Raw genomic sequence first — 19,408 nt, forward strand, 5'->3', positions numbered from 1 at the left:
GCCCATACCCCGGGGGCGCAGCGACAATCCACCGCAAGGGCGACCAGCCGCGCCTTCGCAAAACGGCTCACTCTGCCACGCTCCCAGCCCATGACCTCTACCCCCTCCACTGCCTTTGCGGTCCACCATCTCGATGTGCATGGCAGCGCTGATGCCCAGCCGGTGCCCGAGCCCCATTTGCAGCCCTTGCAGTTTCTGCAGCACCTGTACCGGGTCGCCGTGCGCGATGCACTGCCGCTGGAAGGCCTGCGCAAGCATTTGCCGGCGGTGCCCAAGGGCCGCACCCTGGTGATTGGGGCGGGCAAGGCCGGCGCGGCAATGGCACAGGCCATGGAACAGCTCTGGCCTTTGGAGGCGCCGCTGTCGGGCCTGGTCGTCACGCGCTATGGGCATGTTCCGCCGCGCCCGCTGGGCCTGGCCCAGCGCATCGAGGTGGTGGAAGCGGCCCACCCCGTGCCCGATGCCGCCGGCCTGCAAGCGGCCGAGCGCATGCTGGCCTTGACCGAAGGGCTCAGCGCCGATGACCTGGTGATTTGCCTGATCTCGGGCGGCGGCTCGGCGCTGCTCACCTTGCCGGCCGAGGGCCTGACCCTGGCCGACAAGCAGCGCATCAACCGCGAGCTGCTCGAGAGCGGCGCCCACATCGGCGAGATGAACTGCGTGCGCAAGCATCTCTCTCGCATCAAGGGCGGGCGCCTGGGTGCCGCCTGCCATCCGGCGCAGGTGGTCAGCCTGCTGATCAGCGATGTACCCGGTGATTCGCCGGCCATCATCGCCAGCGGTCCGACGGTGCCAGACCCCAGCACTTGCGCCGATGCGCTGGCAATCCTGGAGCGCTATGCGATTGCGGTACCCGAGCCCGTGCGCGAGGCGCTGCGCAGCGGCTTGCTGGAAACCCCCAAGCCCGGCGACCCACGCTTTGCCGGCCACCAGGTGCAGCTGATTGCCACTCCGCAGCAGTCCTTGCAGGCAGCGGCCGCTGCCGCGCGCGATGCCGGCATCGCCTGCCATGTGCTCAGCGACGAGATGGAGGGCGAATCCCGCGAAGTGGCCAAGGTGCATGCCGCGCTGGCCCGTGCTGTGGCCCTGCATGGCCAGCCTTTTGCCCGGCCCTGCGTGATTCTGTCTGGCGGTGAGACCACGGTGACGCTGCGCAAACCGGCCGAAGGCACCGCGCGGGGCCGGGGCGGCCGTGCCGGCGAGTTCTGCCTGGGGCTGGCCCAGGCACTGCAGGCCGTGCCCGGTGTATGGGCGCTGGCGGCCGATACCGATGGCATTGATGGGGTGGAAGACAATGCCGGCGCGGTGGTGACACCGGACACGCTGGCCCGGGCCGCTGCGCTGCAGCTCAAACCTGCTGCCTACCAGGACCGCAATGACAGCTATGGCTTTTTTGGCCCGCTGGGCGATCTGGTGGTGACCGGACCGACCCACACCAATGTGAATGATTTTCGGGCGCTGCTGATTCTGCAGCCGATGGATGCGCCCATGAAAAAAGCGGCCAGCTAATGCTGACCGCTTTGTCGTGGCTTGCCGAGATCAACGGCTGCCAAAACGGCCACGGCAACCGCGCGTGACCCAGATGCGGCGAGCCCGGTCGTCATAGCCCCAGGTATAGCCTTCGCGGCAGCTGTCGCTGGACAGCTGCTCGAGCAGCACCGGGCGGCCCCAGCGCGCATTCCAGTCGCAGCTGTTGTCGCGGCGGTCATCGCTGCTGCAGGTCAGTTCACGGCCCTGGCCATAGCCAGGGTTGGGCCGGCCGCCGCCGTAGCCGCCACCGTAACCGCTGCTGATGGCGAAATCGGCACGGCAGCCCCGGCTGACCCAGACAGAATCACCGCTTTGGCCCCAGCTGCGGCCCTCGTCGCAACGCGCGTCGGAGAGCTGGCGGGCAACCTCGACCCGGGCACCACGCGGAATGGCGCATTCACGCATGCGGCCGTCATTGCTCTCGCAGCGCACCAGCTGGTTGCTGCCGCCACCGCCCCAGCCACCGCCACCTCGGCTATCGGCAAAGCGGGCGCGGCAACCGTCGGTCACCCAGACCACACCGCCTCCGCGGTGGCCCCAGCTGCGGCCTTCCACGCAGGATGCGCTCGACAAGGTTTCGCTCACGACCGGGTCACGAAACGGAGTGCGGCACTCACGCGTGCGTCCATCCTGGCTCTCGCAGGTCACCTCGCCGTCGCGCCCATACTGGGCCTGCGCGGTGGGGGCGATGGCCACCAAAGCCAGTGCCAGTGCGCCCAGCGCAGCGCCACTCCATGTTGTTTTCGCCATTGCTCTCTCCTCGTTATGGTCTTCGATGGGGGCCAAGGTTAACCCGAAATGGCCGCTGGTTTTGTAAGCAAAGTCAGCAAAAAAGGCGAGCCGTAGCTCGCCCGGGTCATGGCGGGTTGCCACCCAACGATGCTCAAGGCATCACTGGCGGAATATAGGCCAGGGTCTGGCCCAGGAACCACAGCAGGAACAGCACCACCGGGATATGCACCAGCAGCTGCACAAAGGTGAAGCCGATCAGGTCGCGCGCCTTGAGGCCCAGCACGCCCAACAGCGGCAGCATGTAGAAGGGGTTGATCAGATTGGGCAGTGCCTCGGCCGCGTTGTAGATCTGCACGGCCCAGCCCAGGTGGTACTGCAGGTCATTGGCCACCTGCATCACATACGGCGCCTCGATGATCCACTTGCCGCCGCCCGAGGGGATGAAGAAGCCCAGGATGGCCGAGTACACACCCATCAGCAGCGCGTAGGTGTCATGCGTGGCGATCTGGGTGAAAAAGGTCGAGATATAGTGCGCAATCGTGTGGCCATCAACGCCCTTGACCTCGGTCATGATCGCGGCGATCGAGCCGTAGAGCGGAAACTGGATCAGCACACCGGTGGTGGTGGGCACGGCGCGCGCCACCGCATCCAGAAAGCTGCGCGGGCGCCAGTGCAGCAAGGCCCCGACCATCAGAAAAATCAGGTTATAGGTGTTGAGGCCCGAGATCGCCTGGATCGCCGGCTTGCTGGAGAACTCTTCGACCATCCAGCCGACTGCCAGCAGCACCAGAAAAATGATCAGCAGCGGGCTGTGCTCCAGCCATTCACCGGGGCGGGTGGGCTTGGTCACCGGTTGCGCCTCGGCGCTGATGTCCACCTGGCAGGCGGCAGCATCCTTGGCATTGGCTGCGCCCGGCGCCGTCACATAGGCAATCAGCAGCGAGATCAGCACCAGGGCCAGCAGCATCACGCCCGATTGCCACAGGAAAATCGTCTCGGTGAACGGGATGACACCGGTGATCGCCAGGATCGACGGCGGCAGGCTGGCCGGGTTGGCCTGCAGCTGCGCAGCCGACGAGGAAATGCCCAGCGCCCAGACGGCGCCCAGGCCCAGGTAGGCCGCAGCGCCGGCTGCGCGGTAGTCCATTTTCAGGTCGGTGCGGCGGGCCAGCGCCTTGACCAGCAGGCCACCAAACACCAGGCTCAGGCCCCAGTTGAGCAGCGAGGCCACCATCGAGATCAGTGCCACCCAGGCCACCGCACTGCGGCCATTGCCCGGCACCTTGGCCAGCGCTTCAATCAGGCGCGATGCGGGCTTGGAGCTGGCCACCACATAGCCGCCAATCACCACAAAGGCCATCTGCATCGTGAACGGGATCAGGCTCCAAAAACCCTTGCCAAAGGCCTTGCTGGTCTCCTGCACCGGCACGCCAATGGCCAATGCCGCTGCCACCACGATCGCAATCCCCACCACGGCAAACACCCAGGAATCGGGAAACCATTTCTCGGCCCAGGCCGCACACCGCATCGCAAACCGCGCCGAGCGGCTCTCTTCCAATTGCACCGACATAGTCACCTTTCTGTCTCGCGTTAATTTCAAAGCGCGGCGATCTTCTCATGCGGGCAGGTCAATTTCGTTAAGTGCGACTACGTACCGCCATGCGAAATGGTCAGAGCGGCGAAGTGCTGGCTGCTGTGCGGACGCAAAAAAGCCCCCTGCACTGCAGGAGGCTCGTTGGGGATTGCGAAACCGCTTAAGCCGCTATCAGACCCGCTCGGCCACCCAGGCTTGAACGCCCGCCAGCGCTTGCGCGAGGCCCGCTGGGTTGGTGCCGCCGGCCATCGCCATGTCGGGCTTGCCGCCGCCCTTGCCACCCACTTGCTGGGCGACAAAGTTCACCAACTCACCGGCCTTGACCTTGCCAATGCTGTCCTTGGTCACGCCTGCGGCCAGCTGTACCTTGTCGCCGTCTACAGCCGCCAACACGATGGCAGCGGTGCCCAGCTTGTCCTTGAGCTTGTCCATGGTGTCGCGCAGCGCTTTCGCATCGGCGCCATCCAGGGTGGCCGCCAGCACCTTGATGCCCTTGACGTCCACCGCCTGGCCGGCCAGCTCGTCGCCCTGGCTCGACGCCAGCTTGCCCTTGAGCTGGGCCAGTTCCTTCTCCAGCGCCTTGATCTGGTCGAGCGCGCCACCGATGCGGTGGTTGAGCTCGGCCACGGGCGCCTTCAAGGTCGAAGCGGCTTCATCCACGGTTGATTCGAGCAACTGCAGATAAGCCAGCGCGTTCTCGCCGGTCACCGCTTCAATACGGCGCACGCCCGCAGCCACGCCGCCTTCGGCGACGACCTTGAACAGGCCGATATCGCCGGTGCGCTGCACATGGGTGCCGCCGCAGAGTTCACGGCTTGAGCCGATGTCCAGCACGCGCACGGTCTCGCCGTACTTTTCGCCAAACAGCATCATTGCGCCGGTCTTTTGTGCGCTCTCGATGTCCATCACGCGCGCGCCGGTTTCGGTGTTCGCCAGGATCTCGGCATTCACGCGCTTTTCGATCTCGCGCTTTTGCGCGTCGGTCACGGGGCTGTTGTGGGCAAAGTCAAAACGGGTGCGTTCCGCATTGACCAGGCTGCCCTTTTGCTGCACATGGTCGCCCAGCACTTCCCGCAGTGCCTTGTGCATGATGTGGGTGACCGAGTGGTTGCGCATGGTGGCGGCGCGCAAGGCGGTATCGACCTCGGCCTGCACTGCATCGCCCACCTTGAGGCTGCCCGCAGCGAGCTGGCCATGGTGGCCGAACACATCGGCCTTGATCTTCAAAGTGTCTTCCACGACAAAGCGGTTGGCACCGGCCGAGATCACACCCTGGTCGCCCACCTGGCCACCCGATTCGGCGTAGAACGGCGTGGTGTCCAGCACGACCACGGCGGTCTGGCCGGCGTTGATCGCGTTGACGCTGCTGCCATCGACATACAGCGCCACGACCTTGGCGGCCTCGCTCAGCTGCGTATAGCCGGTGAAGGCATTGGCCGCGCCGGTGTATTCCAGTGCGCGGTCCATCTTGAACTTGCCTGCGGCACGGGCCTGGCTCTTTTGCTGCTCCATTGCGGCATGGAAGCCTGCCTCGTCCACGCTCAGGCCGCGCTCACGCGCCACGTCGTTGGACAGGTCCAGCGGGAAGCCGTAGGTGTCGTGCAGCTTGAAGGCCACATCACCGGGCAGCACCTTGGCGCCGCCGGCCAGTGCGCTGTCCAGAATGTCCATGCCGTTGGCCAGGGTCTCGAAGAAGCGCTCTTCCTCGACCTTGAGCACCTCGGTGATGCGCGCTTCCTGCTCGCGGATCTTGGGGTAGGCATCGCCCATCACGGCGACCAGGTCCTTGACCAGCTTGTGGAAGAACGGCGTCTTCTGGCCCAGCTTGTAGCCGTGGCGGATAGCGCGACGGATGATGCGGCGCTGCACATAGCCCCGGCCTTCGTTCGACGGGATCACGCCATCGGCCACCAGGAAGGCGGTCGCGCGGATGTGGTCGGCGATGACCTTCAGCGATGGGGTTTCCAGGTCGTCGATATGGGTCTCGCGTGCAGCGGCCTTGATCAGCGCCTGGAACAGGTCGATCTCGTAGTTGCTGTGCACATGCTGCAAGATGGCAGCCAGGCGCTCCAGGCCCATGCCGGTGTCGACGCAAGGGGCTGGCAGTGGTTTGACCGAGCCGTCTTCGGCCATGTCGAACTGCATGAACACGTTGTTCCAGATTTCGATGAAACGGTCACCGTCTTCATCGGGCGAGCCTGGAGGGCCGCCGGCAATGTGCGGGCCGTGGTCGTAGAAGATCTCCGAGCAAGGGCCGCAAGGGCCGGTGTCGGCCATCATCCAGAAGTTGTCGCTCTTGTAGCGGCCGCCCTTGTTGTCGCCGATGCGGATCACACGCTCTGGGGGCAGGCCGATCTCCTTGGTCCAGATGTCGTAGGCCTCGTCGTCTTCTTCATAGACGGTGGCCAGCAGCTTCTCGGCCGGCAGCTTGTAGACCTCGGTCAGCAGCTCCCAGGCCCACTTGAGCGATTCGCGCTTGAAGTAGTCACCAAAGGACCAGTTGCCCAGCATTTCGAAGAAGGTGTGGTGGCGCGCGGTGTAGCCCACGTTTTCCAGGTCGTTGTGCTTGCCGCCCGCACGCAGGCAGGTCTGCACGCTGGTCGCCCGGGTGTAGGGGCGCTTGTCGGTGCCCAGGAACACATCCTTGAACTGCACCATGCCGGAGTTGGTGAACATCAGCGTCGGATCGTTGCCCGGCACCAGCGGGCTGGACGGAACAATGGTGTGCCCCTTGGACGCGAAAAAGTCCAAGAAGGTCTTGCGGATCTCAGCGACGGAAAAAGTGGGTGTACTCATGGTGTGATGCAGTGGTGGCGCCTGTCCGGCTTCCCCTGAAGCGGTGCGGGCGCGAATCTTCCATTATAGGGTTTGGGCTGAACTACAGCGCCTGGGGAGCCCGAGCAAGGCAGCCTGAGGCGGGATACGCGTTTTGGCGGCCTTATTGGGGCACGGGCAGTGGCGCCGCCTTGCGCTTGCCTTCCAGCTCCTTCATGCGCTTTTTATGGGCTTCGAGCTTGCGCTGCGCAGCCTCCTGCTTGGCGTCGTATTCCTCTTGCGCGGCACTGATGTTGTCGGGGCGCTCTTCGTTGTGGCGCTGCTGGGTGCGCTGCTTGCTGTCCAACTTGCCGGCCTGGCTGGTGGCGCGGCGGGCGGCATCCTGCTCGCGGCGCTGCTGCTGCTCGGCAATGCTCTCGGCATTGCGCTTGGGCGCATGGCTGCTGCGCTGGGCCGCCTGCTCGTCGTGCTCTTTCTGGCGCTGCTCCAGATCGGGCTGGTTCAGGGCACCTCCATCCAGTGTGGGGTGCTTGCGCTCAAAATCGCTTTGCTTGTTGGCGCGGGCATCGCGCTGGTTCGCGGTTTTCTCGTCGCGTTCCTGCGCATTGATGGCCAGCTCGCGCTGGCGCAGCGCGCGCTCTTCGGTGTTGTACTGGCGGCGCACCTTCTGCAGGCAGTCGGTCACCGCAAAGTGCTGGTAGCAGATCTTTTCGTTGTTGGCCAGGCGCGCTTCGCTGTCCTTGCGCTCCAGCGTGATCTGGGCACGCGCCTGCGTGCGCTCCTGCGCATTCGAGGTTTTGCCGGAGGCCGCATGGGCCAGGCCGGTGACAGCCAGCAGCACCAGCACGGTGACAGTGTTCAAACGAGGCATAGGGCCCTCTCTTCTCAGGTCAGCGCGGTATCGACCACGCGTCTCTCCAGCGACAAATACTCCTGCGACTGCATCTCGTTGAGGCGCGAGACGGTGCGCGGAAACTCATGGGACAGCGGCCCTTCGGTGTAGAGCTGCTCAGGCGGCACCGCAGCCGACATGATGAGCTTGACCCGGCGGTCATAGAGCACATCGACCAGCCAGGTAAAGCGGCGGGCGGGCGAGGCCATGTTGACGAACATCTGCGGCACATTGGACAGCAGCACGGTGTGGAACTGGGTCGCCAGCTCCAGGTAGTCGTTCTGTGAGCGCGGGTTGACACAGAGCTCATGGAAATCAAACCAGATCACGCCACCCGCACGGCGGCGCGGCTTGAGCTCGCGCGATTCGATCTTGAAGACCGGCTTCTCATCGGGCACCTCGGCCAACTGGCCAAAGGTCTGCTCCATCGCTGCATCGGCCTGCGGGCCCAGCGGGCAGTGGTAGAGCTGGGCCAGCTCCAAGGCGCGGCGGCGGTAGTCGGTGCCATTGTCGACGTTGATCACATCCATGCGCGCATTGAGCAGGTCGATGGCCGGCAGAATGCGGTCGCGGTGCAGGCCATCGGGGTAGAGGCCGTCGGGCGTGAAGTTGGAGGTGGTGACAAAGCCCACGCCGTTGTTGAACAGCGCCAGCAGCAGGCGGTAGAGGATCATCGCATCGGTGATGTCCGCCACATGGAACTCGTCAAAGCAGATGAGCTTGTACTTCTTGGCGATCTTGGCGCCCAGCACATCGAGCGGGTCCTGCGTACCCTTGAGCAAGGTCAGCTCGCGCTGCACCTCGCGCATGAACTCATGGAAATGCAAACGCACCTTGCGGCGCAGCGGCACGGCGTTGAAGAAGCAATCCATGATGAAGCTCTTGCCGCGCCCCACCCCGCCATACATGTACACCCCGCGCGGGATGTCGGGGTGGTTGATCAGCTTCTTGATCGGGTTGGAGCGCTTGTTCTTGTACTGCTCCCACTCATCGGCACAGCGCTGCAAGGCGTCCACCGCACGCATCTGTGCAGGATCACTCTGAAAACCCTTGGCCTTGAGTTCGGCCTCGTATGCATCTCTTACCGCTGTACCCATGGGTGTCTCAATCTCTTGTTGCTATAAATGACATAGCCTCTGGCGCAGAACCAATCTGCACCAGAGGCCATTTTCGCCTAAAATTTCAGGATCAGAAGTTCAGGGTGCGCTTGTCCACGGCCAGTGCCGCTTCCTTGGTCGATTCCGACAGCGATGGGTGGGCGTGGCAGATACGGGCGATGTCTTCGCTCGATGCCTTGAACTCCATCGCCACCACGGCTTCGGAGATCAGCTCCGAGACCATGGGGCCGACCATGTGCACGCCCAGGATTTCGTCGGTCGTGGCGTCCGCCAGGAACTTGACCATACCGGTGGTGTCACCCAGTGCACGTGCGCGGCCGTTGGCCAGGAACGGGAAGGTGCCTGCCTTGTAAGCCACGCCATCGGCCTTGAGCTGCTGCTCGGTGCGGCCCACCCATGCCACTTCGGGGCTGGTGTAGATCACCGATGGCAGGGTGGCGAAGTTCACATGGCCGTGTTGGCCGGCAATGCGCTCGGCCACGGCAACGCCCTCTTCCTCAGCCTTGTGGGCCAGCATTGGGCCGCGCACCACATCGCCCACGGCCCAGACGCCAGGCAGGTTGGTCTTGCAGTTCTCGTCCACGACGATAGCACCACGCTCGTCCAGGGCCAGGCCCACGGCTTCGGGGTTCAGGCCGATGGTGTTGGCCACGCGGCCGATGGACACGATCAGACGGTCCACATCCAGCTGCTGGGCTTCACCCTTGGCATTGGTGTAGCTGATCTGCACGCCCTTCTTGTCGGCCTTGATGTCGCCCACCTTCACGCCCAGCTCGATCTTCAGACCTTGCTTGTCGAAGGACTTCTTGGCTTCCTTGGCGATTTGCTCGTCCACGGCGGGCAGGAACTTGTCCATGCCTTCGAGCACGGTCACTTCGGTGCCCAGACGGCGCCAGACCGAGCCCATTTCCAGGCCGATCACGCCAGCGCCGATCAGCGCCAGCTTCTTGGGCACAGCGCCCAGGCGCAGTGCGCCGTCGTTGGAGAGAATCTTGTCTTCGTCGAAAGGCACGCCAGGCAGTGCGCGGGCATTGGAGCCAGTGGCCACAATGATCTGCTTGCCGGTGATGGATTCTTCTTCCTTGCCGGCGACCTTGATTTCGTAACCGCCGTCAGCGGCCTTCACGAAGGAGCCACGGCCGTGGAAGAAGGTAACCTTGTTCTTCTTGAACAGGTACTGGATGCCGTCGTTGTTCTGCTTGACGATGCCATCCTTGCGGGAAATCATCTTGGCCACATCCATGGCGACCTTGCCGGTCGAGATGCCGTGGTCGGCAAAGTGCAGGTTGGCGTGCTCAAAATGCTCGGACGACTGCAGCAGGGCCTTCGAGGGAATGCAACCCACGTTGGTGCAGGTGCCGCCCAGGGCTGGGCCGCCGGCGGCGTTCTTCCACTCGTCGATACATGCCACTTGCATGCCCAGCTGGGCTGCACGGATGGCCGCTACGTATCCGCCGGGGCCGCCGCCGATCACGACGACATCAAATTGCTTGCTCATGATTAATCCAATGGTGTTAGTTCAAAACTGCCCTGGTGCAATGCCACACCGAAGAGGCCCGTTTTGGTGGTCAGTTGTTCGTCGTTTTGACGACCAAACGACAAGGTGGTGCCGGGATGGGTGCGGCAGACGAACATGAAGGAGCCGGACTCCAGACATGCAATCTTGCCGCCAGCGCGCATCACCGCCCAGCCCATCTCTTCATAGCCCTGGGCCTTGAAGGGGGTGAGCGGCAGCGGCGCGCCGGGCTCGCCGACAAACGAAATGGCCCATTGCGGGCCATTGCCGTCCGCCTTCGCGCCGGGCACCTCCTTGGCGGAGGTGATCGGGCGGATGCGAATCTGTGATGGAGCGGGCAAGCCCCGGCGTGCAGCCTGGGTGCCTGCTGCCCACTGGAAGCGGTAGTCCCCGCTCCAGCTTTGCGTGGCCACATCCTGCGCTGCAGGGCGGGGCAAGGTACCGCAGGCGCCCAGCACAAGTGCGGACGCTGCAGCCACCAGAACGCGTAGCATCACTGCCCGACGACCCGATTACAGGTCGAACAGCAGACGCGATGGATCTTCCAGCGCATCCTTCATCGCCACCAGACCCAGCACGGCTTCGCGGCCGTCGATGATGCGGTGGTCATAGGACATCGCGAAGTAGTTCATCGGACGCACCACCACTTGGCCGTTTTCGACCACAGCACGGTCCTTGGTCGCGTGAACGCCCAGGATGGCCGATTGTGGCGGGTTGATGATGGGGGTAGACATCATCGAGCCGAAGGTGCCACCGTTGGAGATGGAGAACGTGCCGCCGGTCATGTCTTCGATGCCCAGCTTGCCGTCCGCAGCCTTCTTGCCGAATTCGGCGATCTTCTTTTCGATGTCGGCGAAGCTCATCTGGTCTGCATTGCGCAGGATGGGCACCACCAGACCGCGTGGCGAGCCCACGGCGATACCGATGTCGAAGTAACCGTGGTAGATGATGTCGGTGCCATCGACCGACGCGTTCAGCACGGGGTACTTCTTGAGGGCATGCACGGCGGCCTTCACGAAGAAGGACATGAAGCCGAGCTTGACGCCGTGTTCCTTGGTGAAATCGTCCTGGAACTTCTTGCGCAGGGCCATCACGGGCGCCATGTTCACTTCGTTGAACGTGGTCAGGATCGCGTTGGTCGACTGCGATTGCAGCAGGCGCTCGGCGATACGGGCACGCAGACGGCTCATCGGCACGCGCTGCTCTGGACGCTCGCCCAGGTCTTGGGCAGCGGCGGGCGATGCCACCTGGGGCAGCGACTTGGTCGGTGCACCGGTGGGGATCACGGCGGCGGTGGACTTGACGCCACCGGCCACGGCGGCCAGCACATCACCCTTGGTGACGCGGCCATCCTTGCCGGAGCCGGCGACAGCGCCGACCGACAGGTTGTTGTCCGCCAGCAGCTTGGCTGCAGCTGGCATGGCGACGTCGCCCTTGTTGCCACCAGCGGCTGCAGGCGCAGCAGCAGGGGCGGGAGCGGCAGCAGCGGGAGCGGCAGCAGCGGGTGCAGGTGCTGCGGCAGCGGGGGCTGCAGCGGCGCCGGCCACGGCTTCGGTGTCGATCTTGGCGATCAGCTGGTCAGCGATGACGGTTGCGCCGTCGCCTTGCACGATCTCGGTCAGCACACCAGCGGCAGGCGCTGGCACTTCGAGCACGACCTTGTCGGTTTCGATCTCGATCAGGATTTCGTCGACAGCAACAGCTTCACCGGCCTTCTTCTTCCAGGTGAGCATGGTGGCTTCAGCGACCGACTCGGACAGCTGGGGAACTTTGACTTCTACGATTGCCATAACAATTCTTTCTGTATTCGTTAAATGCTGAGGTCGTGCTTACTTGGTCAGCACAAAGCCCTTGAGCTTGCCGAATGCGCCTTCAACCAGCGCCTTTTGCTGCTCTTGGTGCAGGTGCGAATAGCCCACGGCAGGCGATGCCGAAGCGGCGCGGCCGGAGTAGCCCAGCTTTTGGCCGTCGAGCATGTTCTCGTGGATGTAGTGCTGCACGAAGAACCATGCACCCTGGTTTTGCGGCTCGTCCTGGCACCACACCACTTCCTTGGCGGCGCTGTACTTCTTCAGTTCAGCGGCAAAGGCCTTGTGCGGGAACGGATAGAGCTGCTCGATACGGATGATGGCCACATCGGTGCTGCCTTCTTCGGTGCGCTTCTTGACCAGGTCGTAGTAGACCTTGCCCGAGCAGGCGATCACGCGCTTGACCTTGTCGGCCTTGGCAACGATGGCCTCATCGCGCTCGCCGATCACGGTCTGGAAGCCACCGGAGGTGAATTCCGACACGGGCGAGGTCGCATCCTTGTTACGCAGTAGCGACTTGGGCGTCATGATGATCAGCGGCTTGCGCAGCGGACGCACCATCTGGCGACGCAGCAAATGGAAGATCTGCGCAGCCGTGGTCGGCTGGGTCACTTGCATGTTCTGGTCAGCCGACAGCTGCATGAAACGCTCCAGGCGTGCCGAGCTGTGCTCAGGGCCCTGGCCTTCATAGCCGTGCGGCAGCATCAGAGTCAGACCGTTGATACGGCCCCACTTGACTTCACCGGAGGCGATGAACTGGTCGATCACCACTTGCGCACCGTTGGCGAAGTCGCCGAACTGCGCTTCCCAGATCACCAGGGTGTTGGGATCGTTGGAGGCGTAGCCGTATTCGAAGCCCAGCACGGCCTCTTCGGACAGGATGGAGTCGATCACGGTGAACGGAGCCTGGTTGTCGGCCACGTTTTGCAGAGGGATGTAGGTGCCCTCGTCCCACTTTTCACGCTTCTGGTCGTGCACGACCGAGTGGCGGTGGGTGAAGGTGCCGCGTCCGCTGTCTTCACCCGACAGGCGGATGGGGTAGCCCGAGGCCACCAGCGAGGCGTAGGCCATGGTCTCGCCCATGCCCCAGTCCACGTTGATGTCACCACGGCCCATCGCTGCGCGGTCGTCATAGACCTTCTTGACCAGCTGGTGCGGGTTCACCGACTCGGGCAGGGTCGTGACGCGCTCGGCCAGACGCTTCCACTCGGCCACAGGAATGGCGGTGTCGGCGCTGTCGGTCCACTTCTGCTTGAGGAAGGGGCTCCAGTCCACGGCGTACTGGCTCTTGAAGTTGGTCAGCACCGGATCGACCGTGTGCTTACCCGCATCCATGGCAGCGCGGTAGGCCTTGACCATGTCATCGCCCAGGGTCTCGCCCAGGCCTTGCGTGGCCAGCTTGTCGGCGTAGAGCTTGCGCGTGCCAGGGTGCTGGGCAATCTTCTTGTACATCAGCGGCTGGGTCAGCGCAGGCGTGTCCTGTTCGTTGTGACCGAGCTTGCGGTAGCAGATGATGTCCACCACGATGTCCTTGGAGAATTCCATGCGGAAGTCCAAAGCCATCTGCATGGCCAGGGCCACCGCTTCGGGATCGTCGCCGTTGACGTGCAGCACGGGCGAGTCGATCATCTTGACGATGTCCGTGCAATACGTGGTCGAGCGCAGATCGCGAGGATCGGAGGTCGTGAAACCAATCTGGTTGTTGATGATGATGTGCACCGTGCCGCCCGTGGTGTAGCCACGGGTTTCGGACAGCGCCAGCGTTTCCTGGTTCACGCCCTGGCCGGCAAAGGCCGCGTCACCGTGCACCAGCACGGGCAGCACTTGCTTGCCCTGTGGGTCGTTGCGGCGGTCCATGCGCGAGCGCACCGAGCCTTCGACCACGGGGTTGACGATTTCCAGGTGCGAGGGGTTGAAGGCCAGCGACAGGTGCACCGGGCCGCCAATGGTCGACACGTCCGAGCTGAAGCCCTGGTGGTACTTCACGTCACCGGCAGTCAGCTCTTCAGGGGCGGTGTGGTCGAACTCGGCAAACAGGTCCTTGGGCATCTTGCCCAGGGTGTTGACCAGCACGTTCAGGCGGCCACGGTGGGCCATGCCGATCACGATTTCCTGCACGCCGGTCAGGCCAGCGGCGTTGATCAGCTGGTCCATCGCCACGATGAAGGACTCGCCACCTTCAAGCGAAAAGCGCTTTTGACCCACATACTTGGTGTGCAGGAAACGCTCCAGGCCTTCGGCTGCGGTCAGGCGGTCGAGAATGCGCTTTTTCTGGTCGGCGTTGAAGGCGGGCTTGCTGCGAATGCTCTCGAGCTTTTGCTGCCACCAGCGCTTCTGGTTCTGCTCGGCGGTGTACATGTACTCCGCGCCCAGCGTGCCGCAGTAGGTCTCGCGCAGTGCATTGAGCAGCTCGCGCAGGGTCATCGATTCCTTGCCGAAGAACGTGTTGCTGATGTTGAACACGGTTTCCTGGTCAGCGTCGGTAAAGCCGTAGAAGGCTGGATCAAGCTCAGGAATTTCGGGGCGCTCTTGGCGCTTCAAGGGGTCCAGATCAGCCCAGCGTGCGCCCACATTGCGGTACGCGGCAATCAGCTGCTGCACGGCGGTGCGCTTGCGGCCCAGCTCCGAATCAGCACCGGAGGCGACCACCACCTTGGTCACGCCTTGTTTGGCGCGCTCAGCAAAGGCGTTGACGACGGGGAGATGAGGGACGTCCTTGGCATTGCTGCCGTCCAATGCGGGGACGTTTTGCAGTGCATCAAAGTAAGCGCGCCAGGTGTCTGGTACGCTGCCTGGGTTATCGAGATAGTTCTCATACATCTCTTCGACATACGGGGCATTGCCGCCGAAGAGATAGGTGTTGCCTTGGTAGGCTTGATACACAGAATTCGTATCGCTCATTTTCTCCGCTGACCTCCGCTTTCCTCTGGAAAGCATTAGCTGGTGCATATAAACAACCTTCCGCGACACGGCTGAACCGATTGGCGGATGCGACTGTGGCTGGGAAGGGCCGATCAACCGGTATTGTGCCACTTCCGCCCGGGCTTGTCCTTCGATGGCCTTGGCGCCTGCCGCTGCCTGCCCTCAATAGCGCAGGTGGATGCTGGAACCATATACATTTGCGCTATCCATTCACACCGATGCGCTTGATGTTCAACAACCACTCTCTTCACGACAAAGCATTCATCTTGCTGCTAATAGGCGTCAGCATTGCTTTTTTTGCCGTGCTTTTCCCCTTTCAGGGCGCCGTTTTCTGGGCCGTGATCTTCGCTGTTGTGTTTACGCCTCTACACAAAAAAATCCTGGTCCGCCTCCCCAAATACCCGACTATTGCGGCCTTGATTACGCTGGTGCTCTGCCTGGTGCTGGTGATCCTGCCGCTGATCCTGCTGTCGATCTCGCTGGCCAAGGAAGCGGCCACCATCTATGAGAGCGTGCACTCGGGCGAGATGAATTTCGGCCAGTACTTCCAGCAGATCTACAACGCCATGCCCCAGTGGGTGCTGGACCTGCTGACCCGCTTCAACCTCAACGACCCCAAGGTGATCCAGGAGAAGATCTCCGGCATCTCGGTGCAGGCCAGCCAGTATGTGGCCACCAAGGTGCTGGCCATTGGCCAGAACACCATGGGCTTTCTGGTGAGCTTCTGCATCATGCTCTACCTGCTGTTCTTCTTCCTGCGCGACGGCAAGACCCTGATCCGCAAGATCCTGGCGGCCACCCCGCTCGACGATGCCCACAAGAAAAAGCTCGGCGCCAAGTTCATCACCGTGGTGCGCGCCACCGTCAAGGGCAACCTGGCCGTGGCTGCAACCCAGGGCGCGCTGGGCGGCATCATCTTCTGGATTCTGGGCATTGAGGCTTCGCTGCTGTGGGGCGTGGTGATGGCCTTTTTGTCGCTGCTGCCCGCCGTGGGCGCGGCCATCGTCTGGGCGCCAGTTGCCATTTATTACATTGCCACCGGCTCCACCACCGAAGGCGTGGTGCTGGCCGCCTATGGCGCCGGCATCATGGGCATGGTCGACAACGTGCTGCGCCCGCTCTTGGTGGGCAAGGACACCAAGATGCCCGACTACCTGATCCTCATCTCCACGCTGGGCGGGCTGTCGCTGTTCGGGCTTACCGGCTTTGTCATCGGGCCCCTGATTGCCGCGCTGTTCATCGCGGTCTGGGATCTTTTTGCGCCCCAGGCCCACATCAGCGACTCCGCTGAGGTGGACAATAGCGCCAAGTAATCTCTTCTTTTGGCGGGCGCGCCGCGCCTGCCCCTTCTTTGCTGCCCTGCCCCATGCCCGCTCGCGATTTTGAATCCCGCAAACAGGAGTTCCTGGATTTCTACGCCGCCCAGTTGCCCACCCTCAAGGCAGCAGCGGCCTCGTTCAATGCGTTGATCCACGCCATTCTGAGCAACCTGGAGGGCGTCAACATCGCCAAGTTCGAGTGCCGGGTGAAGACTGCCGACGAATGCGTGCGCAAGTTCAAGCGCAAGTACCGCAACTTTGTCGAGGACCAGTCCGAGGACTATGCGATCCAGGACTACATCACCGACCTGATCGGCGTGCGCGTGGTGTGTCTGTATGAGGACGAGCCACCGGCCATCATGTCCCGGGTACGGGAGTATTTCGATGTGATCGAGATCACCGACAAGACCTCGCCGATGGAGGACTCGGAGTCCGAGTTCGGCTACAAGGGCATCCACATGGACCTGCGGCTCAACCAGCAGCAGGCGCAGCTGACCGAGCACCAGGCCTATGCCGACCAGGCTTTCGAGCTGCAGATCCGCACCATCATCCAGGACTCCTGGAGCGAGCTGGACCACAAGATCAAGTACAAGAAATCCATCCCGACCAACCTTAAGCGCCGCATCAACATCCTGTCTGCGCTGTTTGAATTGGCCGACCGCGAGTTCTTGCAGATCCGCAATGAGACCAGCCAGGCGCTGGCGCTCTCGCGCGCCGAAGACGAGATCGACGGCCCCTTTGGCGATGGCCTGGGCGACAGCAACGAGCCGCTCGATGCCTTCAGCTTCGTCGCCTTTGGCCACAAGCACTTTCCCGGCTATGAGTTCGATCCGCAAAAGGTCGAGTTCTTCCTCGACGAGCTGCTGCACGACTTTGCCGTGCGCCACGCAGGCTGGCTGTTTGCCGTGGTGCAAAAGCATGTCACCACCGTGCGCCACTACAAGGCCGATTTCCAGCACCGCTACCCGTCGAGCAGCTTCAACCCCTTCACGGTGATGCGCCACTGCCTCTACCTGGAGGACAAGCAGCGTTTTCGCAAAACGCTGCGCAACTCGGCCCGCGAGGCCTTTGAGGAATGGCTGCAGCGCCAGCCAGCCAACAGCACCAGCGAAGACTAAGAACCTGTTCAAAGTCTCTTCGCAGCCGCGTTGGAGTGCAATTGGGATGAGTTCGAAGGGATGGAACGTAGCTTGAACCGCGGTGCAAGCAAGGGCCAGCGCGCAGACATCGCCCGATTTCACTCCAACCCGTAGGGACAGTGGCTTTGCGGCCGCCCGGGCAGGGGCGGTCTGCGTTGTTGCAAATCCTCGCAATAGCTGGGCTATTGCTGCGGTGTTGCGCCTAGCCTCCCATCCCGCAAAGACACTGTCGCGGCGCGAGGAGACTTTGAACGGGTTCTAAGGGATAGCCCCAGCCCAAAATATTCGAGCAAGTCTATCAACCATTAGTTAAAATCAATGCTTGTAACACGCACCGCCCGCCAGGCTCGATTGCAGCGGGCATGCGGGTTGCAGGCGGGTGTAACACAGCGCGGAGCGGCGCGCTAACCTCGCGTTACGCCCCCTCCCCGTGTTTACGAGCATGCCTGGCCCCACTTTCTGACACGCGCTGCTGCTATATTGCATTGCAACAATCACGGAGTTTTGATGCTGTACCAACTGTATGAAACCCAGCGGGCCCTGATGGAGCCCTTTGCAGAATACGCCCACGCCACCTCGAAGATGCTGAGCAATCCGCTGTGGCCGATCAGCCAGACGAACACTGCCCAGCGCGCCTCGGCGGGCTTTGACCTGTTCTACCGGCTGGGCAAGGACTATGAAAAGCCCGCCTTTGGCATCAACACCATCGAGGCCAATGGCCATGAGATCGCGATCCACGAGCGTGTCGAGCTGACCAAGCCCTTTTGCGAGCTGCGCCGCTTCAAGCGCTTCTCCGACGACCAGACCAGCCTGGCGGCGATGAAGCAGCAGCCCGTGGTGCTGGTGGTGGCGCCGCTGTCGGGCCACTACGCCACCTTGCTGCGCGAGACCGTGCGCACCATGCTGGCCGACCACAAGGTCTACATCACCGACTGGACCAATGCGCGCCTGGTGCCGCAGACCGAAGGTGTGTTCCACCTCGATGACTACGTCAACTATGTGCAGGAGTTCATCCGCCACATCCAGGGCATCTATGGCAACTGCCATGTGGTGAGCGTCTGCCAGCCCACCGTCCCGGTGCTCGCAGCCGTCTCGCTGATGGCCAGCCGCGGCGAGAAGACCCCGCTGTCGATGACCATGATGGGTGGCCCCATCGATGCGCGCAAGTCACCCACCACGGTGAACAACCTGGCCACCACGCACGATCTGCAGTGGTTCGAGTCGAATGTGATCCATTCGGTGCCCGGCAACTTCCCCGGTGCCGGCCGCCTGGTCTACCCCGGCTTTTTGCAGCACATGGGCTTTGTCAGCATGAACCCTGACCGCCATGCGATGAGCCACTACGACTACTTCAAGGACCTGCTCAAGGGCAACGAAGACAGCGCCGAGCACCACCGCAAGTTCTACGACGAGTACAACGCCGTGCTCGACATGGATGCCGCCTACTACCTGGAAACCATCAAGACCGTGTTCCAGGACTTTGCACTGGTCAAGGGCACCTGGGAGGTGCGCTCGCCCGAAGGCAACCTGGAGCTGGTCAAGCCGCAGGACATCCGCCACAGCGCGCTGCTGACGGTCGAAGGCGAGCTCGATGACATCTCGGGCTCGGGCCAGACCCAGGCCGCGCATGACCTGTGCACCGGCCTCAAGGCGGTCGACACCCGGCACTTCGAAGTCAAGGGCGCGGGCCACTACGGCATCTTCAGCGGCAAGCGCTGGCGCACCATGGTCTACCCGATGCTCAAGGATTTCATCCTCGCCAACAACCGCATCGAGGACCGCCCTGCAGGCAGCGTAAAATCGGCCACTTCCAAGCAGAATACTTTGCACACGGTGTGATCGATACCCCCAAAACCAGCGACCAGCCAGCCTCAGCGCTGGCTGTTTTCATTGGCGCCATTGATGCGGCCTTGCCGCAGACCCAGTGCACGCGCTGCGGCTACCCCGACTGCCGCCACTACGCCCAGGCCATTGCCCAGGGCGAGGCGCAGATCAACCAATGCCCGCCCGGCGGCCAGGAAGGCGTGGCGCGGCTGGCGGCCATCACCGGCCAGCCTGCGCTG

At 63.0% G+C, this 19,408-nt stretch carries 14 protein-coding genes; 5 read left to right on the plus strand and 9 right to left on the minus strand.

The features are described from left to right. Positions 1-90: 90 nt before the first annotated feature. Positions 91-1,509, plus strand: a complete 1,419-nt coding sequence (locus tag H928_RS29330) for a glycerate kinase (protein WP_021028478.1) — start codon at positions 91-93, stop codon at positions 1,507-1,509. A gap of 30 nt (positions 1,510-1,539) precedes the next feature. Here the strand turns inward: H928_RS29330 and H928_RS0122270 are convergent, their stop codons facing one another. The 9 genes from H928_RS0122270 to H928_RS0122310 all read right to left on the minus strand — a co-directional run bounded on the left by H928_RS0122270 (position 1,540) and on the right by H928_RS0122310 (position 14,866). Beyond that, positions 1,540-2,280: a DUF3011 domain-containing protein gene (locus H928_RS0122270; RefSeq protein ID WP_021028479.1), complete on the minus strand. Its 741-nt coding sequence runs from the start codon at positions 2,278-2,280 to the stop codon at positions 1,540-1,542. Positions 2,281-2,413: 133 nt separating this feature from the next. After that, positions 2,414-3,832: a short-chain fatty acid transporter gene (locus H928_RS0122275; RefSeq protein WP_021028480.1), complete on the minus strand. Its 1,419-nt coding sequence runs from the start codon at positions 3,830-3,832 to the stop codon at positions 2,414-2,416. Positions 3,833-4,027: 195 nt separating this feature from the next. Then, positions 4,028-6,652 (minus strand): alanine--tRNA ligase, encoded by a 2,625-nt coding sequence (gene alaS, locus H928_RS0122280; protein WP_021028481.1) that lies wholly within the window; start codon positions 6,650-6,652, stop codon positions 4,028-4,030. A 142-nt stretch (positions 6,653-6,794) separates the two neighbouring features. After that, the gene (locus H928_RS29335; RefSeq protein ID WP_148293267.1) at positions 6,795-7,502 is read right to left on the minus strand and encodes a hypothetical protein; all 708 of its coding nucleotides are present in this window, start codon (positions 7,500-7,502) and stop codon (positions 6,795-6,797) included. Positions 7,503-7,516: 14 nt separating this feature from the next. Then, the gene (gene zapE / locus H928_RS0122290) at positions 7,517-8,620 is read right to left on the minus strand and encodes a cell division protein ZapE (RefSeq protein WP_021028483.1); all 1,104 of its coding nucleotides are present in this window, start codon (positions 8,618-8,620) and stop codon (positions 7,517-7,519) included. Between the two features lie 91 nt (positions 8,621-8,711). Continuing rightward, on the minus strand, positions 8,712-10,139 hold the full coding sequence (gene lpdA / locus H928_RS0122295) for a dihydrolipoyl dehydrogenase (protein WP_021028484.1): 1,428 nt from the start codon (positions 10,137-10,139) through the stop codon (positions 8,712-8,714). A 2-nt stretch (positions 10,140-10,141) separates the two neighbouring features. Continuing rightward, positions 10,142-10,651, minus strand: a complete 510-nt coding sequence (locus tag H928_RS0122300) for a hypothetical protein (protein ID WP_021028485.1) — start codon at positions 10,649-10,651, stop codon at positions 10,142-10,144. Between the two features lie 18 nt (positions 10,652-10,669). Beyond that, complete coding sequence (gene odhB / locus H928_RS0122305) at positions 10,670-11,947, minus strand: 2-oxoglutarate dehydrogenase complex dihydrolipoyllysine-residue succinyltransferase (RefSeq protein WP_021028486.1); 1,278 nt, start codon at positions 11,945-11,947, stop codon at positions 10,670-10,672. Between the two features lie 39 nt (positions 11,948-11,986). After that, on the minus strand, positions 11,987-14,866 hold the full coding sequence (locus tag H928_RS0122310; RefSeq protein ID WP_021028487.1) for a 2-oxoglutarate dehydrogenase E1 component: 2,880 nt from the start codon (positions 14,864-14,866) through the stop codon (positions 11,987-11,989). A gap of 248 nt (positions 14,867-15,114) precedes the next feature. On the opposite strand from H928_RS0122310, the gene H928_RS0122315 reads away from it, so the two are divergent. From H928_RS0122315 to H928_RS33780, 4 genes are all read left to right on the plus strand, one after another. Further along, positions 15,115-16,200, plus strand: a complete 1,086-nt coding sequence (locus H928_RS0122315) for an AI-2E family transporter (protein ID WP_043341593.1) — start codon at positions 15,115-15,117, stop codon at positions 16,198-16,200. Positions 16,201-16,253: 53 nt separating this feature from the next. Beyond that, a complete protein-coding gene (locus H928_RS0122320; RefSeq protein ID WP_021028489.1) occupies positions 16,254-17,324 on the plus strand; it encodes a GTP pyrophosphokinase family protein in 1,071 nt (356 codons plus the stop codon). A 528-nt stretch (positions 17,325-17,852) separates the two neighbouring features. Next, positions 17,853-19,184, plus strand: coding sequence for a polyhydroxyalkanoate depolymerase (locus H928_RS29340; protein ID WP_021028490.1), 1,332 nt, complete (start codon positions 17,853-17,855; stop codon positions 19,182-19,184). Next, positions 19,184-19,408 (plus strand): RnfABCDGE type electron transport complex subunit B (locus H928_RS33780; RefSeq protein ID WP_239645052.1); only part of this gene is annotated, 225 nt, incomplete at its 3' end. The genes H928_RS29340 and H928_RS33780, both read left to right, overlap by 1 nt.

The organism is Comamonas sp. B-9 (assembly GCF_000410635.1).
In the GTDB taxonomy this organism is placed as follows: Bacteria; Pseudomonadota; Gammaproteobacteria; order Burkholderiales; family Burkholderiaceae_C; genus Comamonas.

Excerpts from the sequence above, each read along its gene's own strand:
- H928_RS29330 (WP_021028478.1), top strand. The coding sequence starts at position 91 with ATGACCTCTACCCCCTCCACTGCCTTTGCGGTCCACCATCTCGATGTG.
- H928_RS0122270 (WP_021028479.1), bottom strand. The coding sequence starts at position 2,280 with ATGGCGAAAACAACATGGAGTGGCGCTGCGCTGGGCGCACTGGCACTG.
- H928_RS0122275 (WP_021028480.1), bottom strand. The coding sequence starts at position 3,832 with ATGTCGGTGCAATTGGAAGAGAGCCGCTCGGCGCGGTTTGCGATGCGG.
- alaS (WP_021028481.1), bottom strand. The coding sequence starts at position 6,652 with ATGAGTACACCCACTTTTTCCGTCGCTGAGATCCGCAAGACCTTCTTG.
- H928_RS29335 (WP_148293267.1), bottom strand. The coding sequence starts at position 7,502 with ATGCCTCGTTTGAACACTGTCACCGTGCTGGTGCTGCTGGCTGTCACC.
- zapE (WP_021028483.1), bottom strand. The coding sequence starts at position 8,620 with ATGGGTACAGCGGTAAGAGATGCATACGAGGCCGAACTCAAGGCCAAG.
- lpdA (WP_021028484.1), bottom strand. The coding sequence starts at position 10,139 with ATGAGCAAGCAATTTGATGTCGTCGTGATCGGCGGCGGCCCCGGCGGA.
- H928_RS0122300 (WP_021028485.1), bottom strand. The coding sequence starts at position 10,651 with ATGCTACGCGTTCTGGTGGCTGCAGCGTCCGCACTTGTGCTGGGCGCC.
- odhB (WP_021028486.1), bottom strand. The coding sequence starts at position 11,947 with ATGGCAATCGTAGAAGTCAAAGTTCCCCAGCTGTCCGAGTCGGTCGCT.
- H928_RS0122310 (WP_021028487.1), bottom strand. The coding sequence starts at position 14,866 with ATGAGCGATACGAATTCTGTGTATCAAGCCTACCAAGGCAACACCTAT.
- H928_RS0122315 (WP_043341593.1), top strand. The coding sequence starts at position 15,115 with ATGTTCAACAACCACTCTCTTCACGACAAAGCATTCATCTTGCTGCTA.
- H928_RS0122320 (WP_021028489.1), top strand. The coding sequence starts at position 16,254 with ATGCCCGCTCGCGATTTTGAATCCCGCAAACAGGAGTTCCTGGATTTC.
- H928_RS29340 (WP_021028490.1), top strand. The coding sequence starts at position 17,853 with ATGCTGTACCAACTGTATGAAACCCAGCGGGCCCTGATGGAGCCCTTT.